General features: G+C 72.9%; 6 protein-coding genes and 1 pseudogene. 2 read left to right on the plus strand and 5 right to left on the minus strand.

The genetic code is table 11. The features are described 5' to 3' along the window. A partial coding sequence (locus E1J50_RS24865; RefSeq protein ID WP_132256775.1) for a DUF2778 domain-containing protein occupies window positions 1-988 on the plus strand: 988 nt, incomplete at its 5' end. A gap of 161 nt (window positions 989-1,149) precedes the next feature. Then, window positions 1,150-2,085 carry a hypothetical protein gene (locus tag E1J50_RS24870; RefSeq protein WP_132256777.1) on the plus strand — a complete coding sequence of 312 codons (936 nt, stop codon included), beginning with the start codon at window positions 1,150-1,152 and terminating at the stop codon, window positions 2,083-2,085. 22 nt (window positions 2,086-2,107) lie between these two features. On the opposite strand, the gene E1J50_RS24875 is transcribed toward E1J50_RS24870, so the two are convergent. The 5 genes and pseudogenes from E1J50_RS24875 to E1J50_RS27590 form a co-directional block, all read right to left on the minus strand. Next, window positions 2,108-3,274: a TAXI family TRAP transporter solute-binding subunit gene (locus tag E1J50_RS24875; RefSeq protein ID WP_132256779.1), complete on the minus strand. Its 1,167-nt coding sequence runs from the start codon at window positions 3,272-3,274 to the stop codon at window positions 2,108-2,110. A gap of 27 nt (window positions 3,275-3,301) precedes the next feature. Continuing rightward, window positions 3,302-4,456, minus strand: a complete 1,155-nt coding sequence (locus E1J50_RS24880; RefSeq protein ID WP_132256782.1) for a hypothetical protein — start codon at window positions 4,454-4,456, stop codon at window positions 3,302-3,304. A gap of 396 nt (window positions 4,457-4,852) precedes the next feature. Beyond that, window positions 4,853-5,692 carry a class II glutamine amidotransferase gene (locus tag E1J50_RS24885; RefSeq protein WP_132256784.1) on the minus strand — a complete coding sequence of 280 codons (840 nt, stop codon included), beginning with the start codon at window positions 5,690-5,692 and terminating at the stop codon, window positions 4,853-4,855. A 140-nt stretch (window positions 5,693-5,832) separates the two neighbouring features. After that, complete coding sequence (locus tag E1J50_RS24890) at window positions 5,833-7,602, minus strand: N-acetylglutaminylglutamine amidotransferase (protein ID WP_132256787.1); 1,770 nt, start codon at window positions 7,600-7,602, stop codon at window positions 5,833-5,835. Window positions 7,603-7,733: 131 nt separating this feature from the next. Beyond that, a pseudogene (locus E1J50_RS27590) lies at window positions 7,734-8,175 on the minus strand (hypothetical protein); the annotation flags it as partial.

Here is an 8,175-nt window from a genome sequence, read left to right on the forward strand (position 1 = left end):
CCCGCGCCCCCAGCCGCCGACGCTGGCCGCCGCGCCCGTCCTGCCGGCCGCCGAACCCGCGGCGGAGCCGGCGGTTGACACGGCCGAGGCGCCGGCGCCGGACCCGGTCGAGCCCCTGGACGGGCAGGCTCCGATCCTCTGGCGGGAGGCGATCCTCGGGTCGCTGCGCGCGGGATCGCCTGATCACTTCGTGGCGGAATACGATCCTCTCCCGACGCCCTCGACGTTGATCGCGATCATCCCCGAGGACGGGCCGATGCTCGCGCAGACCGTGCCGCTGCCGGTGCCGCGCCCGCCCGAATTCCGGCGCCCGGGCACGACCGACCTCGCCCGCCGGGCGGAGCGCCTCGCGGCGCGCCGGGCCGGCGCGCCGGCACCGGCGGCCGTCGCCGAGGACGACCGGAACTTCTTCGAGAAGCTGTTCAACGTCGAGCGGGCGCCGGCCTCGGCCCTGTCCTACGCGTCGCTGTCGCCGAACCCGGCCGAGTCGCTCGCCCGGCGGTCCGCACCGCCCGCGCCGACGCCCTCGGGCGGGTCCGGCATCGCCGTCTACGACATCAGCGCCCGCGTCGTGGTCCTGCCGAACGGCGAGAAGCTCGAGGCCCATTCCGGGCTCGGCGAGAGCATGGACGATCCGGCCTCGGTCAACATCAAGATGCGGGGCGCAACCCCGCCGGGCACCTACGACCTCACCGAGCGCGAGCAGCTCTTCCACGGCGTGCGCGCGATCCGCCTGAACCCGGTCGGCGGCAGCGCCGCGGTCTACGGGCGGGCGGGCCTGCTCGCCCACACCTACATGCTGGGACCGAGCGGCGCCTCGAACGGCTGCGTGTCCTTCCGGGATTACGACAAGTTCCTGCAGGCCTATCTGCGCGGCGAGATCCAGCGCCTCGTCGTCGTGGCAGGCGCCCGGCAGGACCGGCTGCCGAGCCTCGCGCGGCAGGGCGGCCGGCCGGAGCGGCTGGCGCGCGTCGGCGACGACAGCTGACCGGGGCCAACCGGAGGGGCAATCCCTACTCCTGAAGTCGTAGTCACCTTGAGCCCGTCGTCGCCGCTGGCTCTTTGCGATACCCGTGTCGTCCGGACCCTGTGGGGCCGGGAAACGGGGGGCTCGGTGATCGGCGTCCGCAGGACGCCTCAGGAGGGCTCATGCGCGCGATGGTCAGGGCGCTCCTGTCGGCCGGCCTCCTCGCCGCGGGAGCGGCGCCGCTGGCGACCGCCCGCGCGGAGGACGCGGCCGCCTCAAAGGACGCGGCCGCCCCAAAGGACCCGGCCGCTCTCGGAGCCGCCCCCGAGCGCTCCCCTGCGCGCGACGAGACGGTCACCGAGATCCTGGAGCGCCTGAGGAAGGAGACGGGCGTGGGCCTGAAGGCCGCCCCGGAACCCGCCTCGACCGAGGCGACGATCCAAGCCTACCGGACGCGCGCGCAGCGGAAGCTCGACGAGGACGAGCGCGCCTGGAAGCGCATCACCGCCTCGATCTGCAGCGGCTGCGGCGCCTCCGCGCCGGGGCGGGCCGTCCCCGTGACGCCCGGCGAGGTCCTGGCGCGGACGGCGCCGGCCGCGCGCACCACCGAGACCGCCGAGAATGCAGGCCCCGTCACCGGGGATCCCGTGCGGACGACCGAGGCGCGAGCGCCCCGGCTGCGCTACGCGCGGTTGCGCCGCCAGCTCCTCGGCCAGCCGCGGGCGCCTGTCGCCCGGTCGAGGCCGGCGACCGAGCAGGCGGCCGCCGCCGGGCGGCGGAAGGCGGCCTATGCCGTGCGCCGCCATCTGCGCTACGCAGCCTACCGGCGCCACCTCCTCCGGCAGGCGCGCGCCGCAGCCGAGATCCGGCGCCGCGCCCGCTACGCCCGGCTGGGACGCGTGCTGCGGCCGGCCGGGCGAGCGCGGGACCGGCTGGCCCTCTCGCGCCGTCCCGTCGAGAGACGGCGGCTCCTCGCATCCCTCGGCGGTGGCGGGGCGGGCGACCGGCGCTCCTCGCTGCCGCGGCCCGTCCGCTCCCACGACGCGCTCTGCACCTACGGGTACGGGCCCTTCGTGCCGACCGGCGGCTACCCGTCGGTCTGCGTGACCGGGCGATAGCGGCCCGGTCCGTCGCGGCCCTTCAGCGCCGGGCCATCCCGTAGCTCGCCTGCTGCGCCCGCCGCCACGCCAGATAGGCCTGGTAGACCTGCTCCTTGTCCGCGGCGAGGTCCTGCGGCTGCTCGCTGAGGAACCGGTCGATCTCGGCGCGCGGAGTCGGCTCCTCGCGATGCGCGTCGAGCCAGTCCTGGGCGGGCTTGAAGCGCGTCCAGCCCGTGACGGAGGCCGCGAGGTTGACCTCCCGCCATTTCGGGTGGCGCTGGGGCGCCAGGAACTTGTCGAACTGGCCGAAGAACGCGCCCACGAAGCGTTCGAGCTTCCTGTATCGCTCCGACCCCTTCGGGTGGTTGTAGACGCCGAGGATGGTGCCGACCGCGAGGGTCTCGACCGGCTTGCCGCCGTCCACGAGCTTCGGATAATCGGCGCCCGTCAGCGTCGCGGGCACGTAGGCCTCGCTCACGGTCTCGAGGTAGGGGATCGCGACGAGATGGAAGCGGTCCCCGGGATCGAACCCGGCCACCACCGAGACGGGCTTGGCCGCGACCGAGACCACCGCGTCAACCTCGCCCTTGCGCAGCATCTCGAGGGCGGTGGGCTGGTCGACGTTGACCGCATCCACCTCCAGGCCGAGGCCGCGGAACATGGCCCGGCCGCTGTAGTCGGTGCCGCTGCCCTTCACGTCGAAGGTGACGCGCTTGCCCGCGAGCTGGCGCACGTCGTCGATCCCCTTCGGCGCGATCACGTGGAGCTCGTCGTTGAACAGCTTGGCGATGTAGTGGATGCGCTGCTCGACGTCCCGCAGGCGCTTGTCCTGCCGGAGCTGGTCCAGGGTGTCGGTGCGCACGAAACCGAGATCGACGCCCGTGAGGAAGCGCAGGTCGTAGGCGTTCTCGCCCGCGCCCTTGCCGAGGATCGGCAGGACGCGGATCCTGTCCCCGTCGTTCAGGACGAAGGCGAGGTCGGCCCCGATGCGGAAGTAGGTGCCGCCGGGCGTCCCCGTGATGACCGAGACCGTGTTCGCGTTCATGGCCTCGCCGATCATCGCCTCGTTCGTCGCCTCGGGCCTGGCCTCCGGCCGGGCCTCCCGAGGCGGTTCCGGCGGCCTCGCCTCGCGGGCGAGGGCGGCCGGCGCGGCCAGGAGGGCCAGGGCCCCGAACAGGGCGGACAGCGTGGTGCGCCTCGACGTCATCGGCGTGCTCCGTTTCGATTCAGGGGCTCAGCGCATCGCATCCGCGAGGCTCTTCGGGTCCGCGAGACCCTCCCGGGCGGCGCGGGCGTAGAGGGCGCTCGCCCGTTCCGGGTCCGCTTGCAGGCCCTGGACCTTCCAGGCCCGCAGCATCCGCGGATCGCAGGTCTGGGCCAGCAGGAAGGCGGCGCGGGGTTCGCCCCGCTCCATCGCCCGCTCCAGGACGAGGCGGGCCCCGCTGATGTCGCCGAGCCGGATCAGCCGCTCCGCCCGCTCGACCAGGGCGCGCGGGCTGGGCTCCCCCGGAGCCGGCGCCTTGGCGGCCTGCGCCTGGGCGGTGCGCGTGGGCGCCTGCGCCTCGGTCGGCTGGGGAAGCGGCGCGGGTTTCGCGTCGCCGGGCGTGAGGGCCGACGGCTTGGCGGGAGAGGGACCAGCGAGAGAGGGATCGGGGGGAGACGGCTTGGCGGGAGAGGATTTAACGGGATTGAGCTTGGCGATGGGCGCTTTGGGCTCCAGCGGCGCGATCGGGGGAAGCTGCGGGACGTAGATCTCGGCGGCGCCCGCCGGTGCGGGGGCCGGCAAGTTCGCGGGCAAGTTCGCGGGCGAGTTCGCGGGCAGGTTCTGAGGCACGTTCGCTTCCAGGGCCGCCACGGCCGGAGCTGCCATCTGCGCGGCGGCCTTCACAGGCCCCGGGTCGGCAAGGGGCGCGGGCTCCGGCAGATCGGGGGCCTGGGCGTTGATCGTGAAAGTGGAGCGGGCCAGCCGCAGCGGCTCGCCGTTTCCGGGTCGCGTCAGGGCCGCGACCGCGAGCGTGAACGTGCCCGTCTGCTCCGGCTGCAGGGTCACGGACAGGTCTGGCAGGTTCCAGCCGGTCACCTCGACGATCGACTTCTCCTCCGCGGCGGTCACCGCGTGGGTGGCGTCGGCGACGCGCGCGCCCTTGGGAAGGCCGAGGAGATAGGTGCTGGGATCGGACCTGTCCGGCAGCCGCTGCACCTCGATCGCGAGGGGGATCGGCGCCCCGGCCGCCCCGGCGACGTCCCGCGCCAGCACGAGGGGCGGCGGCCCCGGCGTCTCGGATACGCCCTCCGCCGCGAAGGCCGCCGAGGCCATCACCCATCCCGCCGCCACCAGCGCCACGGCGGCGGGTGCGCGGCGGTGCCCGGAACGAGGAGCGCTCGACATTGGCATCCCTCCCGATGAGGGGCCGACGCATCGCGGCCGATTGAGCCGCGTGCGCGCGGCCGCGCGTGACAGTCCCGAGATCGAGGCTTGCGGAGAACCGGCGGGTCAAAGACCTGCTCCACGGCCACGATGACAGATCGCGCGCCGCATCGCAGAATGCAGCGCTCGCCGTGCGCCGATCTACATCAGTGGAATGGCGCCGAGTTCGGCATCGCGAGCATTAACATATGCGGCCGCTACTCCCTTATAGGCCGCGAAAGACCGTCTCCGCCTGTTCTGGCGGGTGCGACGGCAGATCTCGCGCGGAAAATTGCGCCGTTCCGCTTTCGCGTTCCCGTCGCGCGACGGGTTCGCGATCCGCCCCCCAGACAGCGCGTCCGGGCTCGCCGGGGCCTTCTAGGCGGTCATCCGGGCCGGGAGGCGGGAGATGCCGGCGCGGTGGGGAAGGCCGAGATCGGTGAGCGAGCGAACCTCCACCGCCTCGTCCTTGCGGGCGATCACGACGCTGTGGTCGGGGACCGCGATCCACTCGTCGTGCTTGCGGTCCACCGGCTCCGAGGCGACGACGACCCCGTCCTCCGACTGGCGGTAATACAGGCTGTTGGCCGCATCGTTCGCCGCGTAGCGGAAGGCGTAGAGGTCGCGGCCGTCGGCCAGCGCCGCCGTGAAGCGGAACGGGTGCGCCCCTTCGTCGGCGTCGACGAGGCGGGTCAGGGCGCGCAGGGTCTCGAGGGTGGCGGTGATGGGGTCCTGGCGCTCGCCCGGGCCGATCAGGCCCGCCCCGGCGATGGCGAGGAAGATGGCCTCGGAATCCGTTGTGCCGCTGCGGGTCGGGTAGAGCGCGTCCGGGATCAGCCCCTCGATCGGGCGGCGCAGCCGGGTCCAGTCCCCGATATAGCCGTTGTGCATGAACAGCCAGGGGCCGCAGGCGAAGGGATGGCAGTTCGGCCGGGTGATGGGCGTGCCCGTGGCCGCCCGCACATGCGCGAAGAACAGGTGCGAGTGCAGGTGGCGGCACAGGTAGCGCAGGTTGTCATCCGACCAGGCCGGCTGCACCTCGCGGTAGCGTCCGGGCTCCGGGTGCTCGCCGTACCAGCCGAGGCCGAACCCGTCGCCGTTGAGGCTCACCGTCGATTCGAGCGCCTGGATGCTCTGGGAGACGAGGGAATGGGCCGGCTCGGTCACGTAGTGCTCGAGCGCGATCGTGCGGCCACGATAGGCGATCCAGCGGCACATGATGATCTCTCCCCCGTGATGTCTCGGCTGCAGCCCATTCGGCACGATCGTGGAGAAACGACGTCACCTTGAGCGCTGTGGAACCGCGCCGGCCGGGCGAAGCGCCGGCGCGGCGTGACCGCTGCCCCGGGCGGGCCCGGTCAGAGTCCGTGCGTCTGCAGCCAGCTCTCCAGCAGGGCGACCTGCCAGAGCTTCGAGTTGCCCTTGGGCGTCAGCGTCCCGTCCGGGTCGGCCAGGAGTTTATCGACGTAGGCGCGGTTGAACAGGCCGCGCTCGCGCGCCGCCGGGCGGTCGAGCACCTCGCGCACGAAGTCGAGGAAGGGCCCGCGCAGGTGCTTCAGCGCCGGCACCGGGAAGTAGCCCTTCGGCCGGTCGATCACCGCGGCGGGCACCACCGCGCGCGACGCCTCCTTCAGGATGAACTTGCCGCCGTCCCGCACCTTCAGCTCGGCCGGGATGCGCGCGGCGAGCTCCACCAGCTCGTGATCGAGGAACGGGACGCGCGCCTCGAGCCCGTGGGCCATCGTCATGTTGTCGACGCGCTTCACGGGATCGTCGACGAGCATGATCTGCTGGTCGAGCTGCAGGGTCTTGTCGATCGCGGTGCGGCTCTGCGATTGCGCGAAGAACCGCGCAATGTAGTCGCGGCTGTAATCGCCGTTCAGGAGGTCGGGGGCGAGCGCCTCCCGCATCTCGGCATGGTCCCGGTCGAAATAGGCGCGGGCGTAGTCCGAGACCGGATCCTCCGAGCCCATCAGCTTCGGGTACCAATGGTATCCGCCGAAGACCTCGTCCGCGCCCTGGCCGCTCTGGATCACCTTCACGTGCCGGGCCACCTCCTGCGACAGCAGCCAGAAGGCCACCGCGTCGTGGCTCATCTGCGGCTCGGCCATCGCCGCGATCGCGGCGGGCAGGGCGTCGAGGGTGCGCGAGCCGTCGATGACGAGCTTGGTGTGGTCGGTCCCGAACTCCCGGGCGATGATGTCGGAGTACTTGAACTCGTCGCCCTCCACGCCGTTGACCGCGTCGAACCCGATCGAGAAGGTCTTCAGCCCCGCCTGCCCCTTGCGGGCGAGCAGCGCGACGATGACCGAGCTGTCGAGGCCGCCCGAGAGCAGCACGCCGGTCGGCACGTCGGCGACCTGGCGCCGCTCGACCGCGGTGCCGAGCGCCTCGAGCACGGCCTCCCGCCACTCGGCCTCGCTCATTCCGCGATCCTCGTCGCGGGCGCCGACCGTGAGAGTCCAGTAGACCTCTTCCCGGCGGGAGCCGTCGGGCTCGAGGGTCAGGATCGTGGCGGGGGCGAGCTTGCGCACGCCCCGGACGATGGTGAGCGGCGCTGGCACGCCCGCGTGCCAGCTCATGTAATGGTGGAGGGCGGCCGGATCGATCGCGGTGTCGATGTCGCCGGCGGCGAGCAGGGCCGGCAGGGTCGAGGCGAAGCGGAAGCGGCCCTTCGGCTCGCTGTAATAGAGCGGCTTGATGCCGAGTCGGTCGCGGGCGAGGGTGACGCGGCCGCTCTCGCGCTCGAGGATGGCGAAGGCGAACATGCCGAGGAAGCGCGCGACGCAAGCCGGCCCCCAGGCGTGGAACGCCTTGAGGACGACCTCGGTGTCGCTCGTGGAGAAGAAGCGGTAGCCCTTGGCCTCCAGCTCCGCGCGCAGCGGCTTGTAATTGTAGATGCAGCCGTTGAAGACGAGGGAGAGCCCGAGCTCCGGGTCCTGCATCGGCTGCTGGGAGGCGCTGCTCAGCCCGATGATCTTCAGGCGGCGATGGCCGAAGACGACCCGGTCGTGGCCGAGGATGCCGCCGGAATCCGGCCCTCGCGGCACCATCGCATCCACCATGCGCTTGACGGCGGCCGGATCGGCCGGCCCGTCGAACCTGATCTCGCCGCAGAGCCCGCACATCCGCCGCTCGTCCCTCCGCCCCGTCCTCGCGCCGGTCGCACCGGCATCCTCACAGGGCCGCAACGCATCGGCGCTCGCCCCGGTTCGATTGCTCCGCGGTCCGATGCGATTTCCGAGCCAGCGCCCGGCGCTCAGGTCTGAGGACCGCCGAGACGCCCGGCCCGGCCGAGCAGCACGCCCCCGCTCATCCAGGCGATGACGACGAGGGGCCAGAGGAGCCCAGGCCCATCGGGCAGCGGGTAGAGGCTGTTAAGGAGCGGCCAGGCGAGCAGGGCGGCGCCGAGCCCGCCGACGAAGGCCATCGCGCGGCGTCCCTCGCGGACGGCCTGCACCATCTGCGCGGCGGCCACGGCCATGTAGACGAGGATGAGCACGAGGGTCGCGACCGTCGCGAAGGCCTCGCTGTAGGCCCGCGATCCGGCGAGGCTCCCGAACAGGGCGAGGGCGAGGAGATTGCCGGCTCCGACGATCCGGAGCGCCCGCCGCGGCGCGCCGTGCTCCGGGTCGATCGCGGCGAGCCGCGCGCCGAGGCCGTTCCGCCCGAGGGTGGCCAGGATCCTCGCCGCCGCCGCG

It is taken from the genome of Methylobacterium segetis, assembly GCF_004348265.1.
GTDB classification, from domain to species: Bacteria; Pseudomonadota; Alphaproteobacteria; order Rhizobiales; family Beijerinckiaceae; genus Methylobacterium; species Methylobacterium segetis.

Coding starts and splice junctions, on each gene's coding strand:
- E1J50_RS24870 (WP_132256777.1), top strand. CDS start 1,150: ATGCGCGCGATGGTCAGGGCGCTCCTGTCGGCCGGCCTCCTCGCCGCG.
- E1J50_RS24875 (WP_132256779.1), bottom strand. CDS start 3,274: ATGACGTCGAGGCGCACCACGCTGTCCGCCCTGTTCGGGGCCCTGGCC.
- E1J50_RS24880 (WP_132256782.1), bottom strand. CDS start 4,456: ATGTCGAGCGCTCCTCGTTCCGGGCACCGCCGCGCACCCGCCGCCGTG.
- E1J50_RS24885 (WP_132256784.1), bottom strand. CDS start 5,692: ATGTGCCGCTGGATCGCCTATCGTGGCCGCACGATCGCGCTCGAGCAC.
- E1J50_RS24890 (WP_132256787.1), bottom strand. CDS start 7,602: ATGTGCGGGCTCTGCGGCGAGATCAGGTTCGACGGGCCGGCCGATCCG.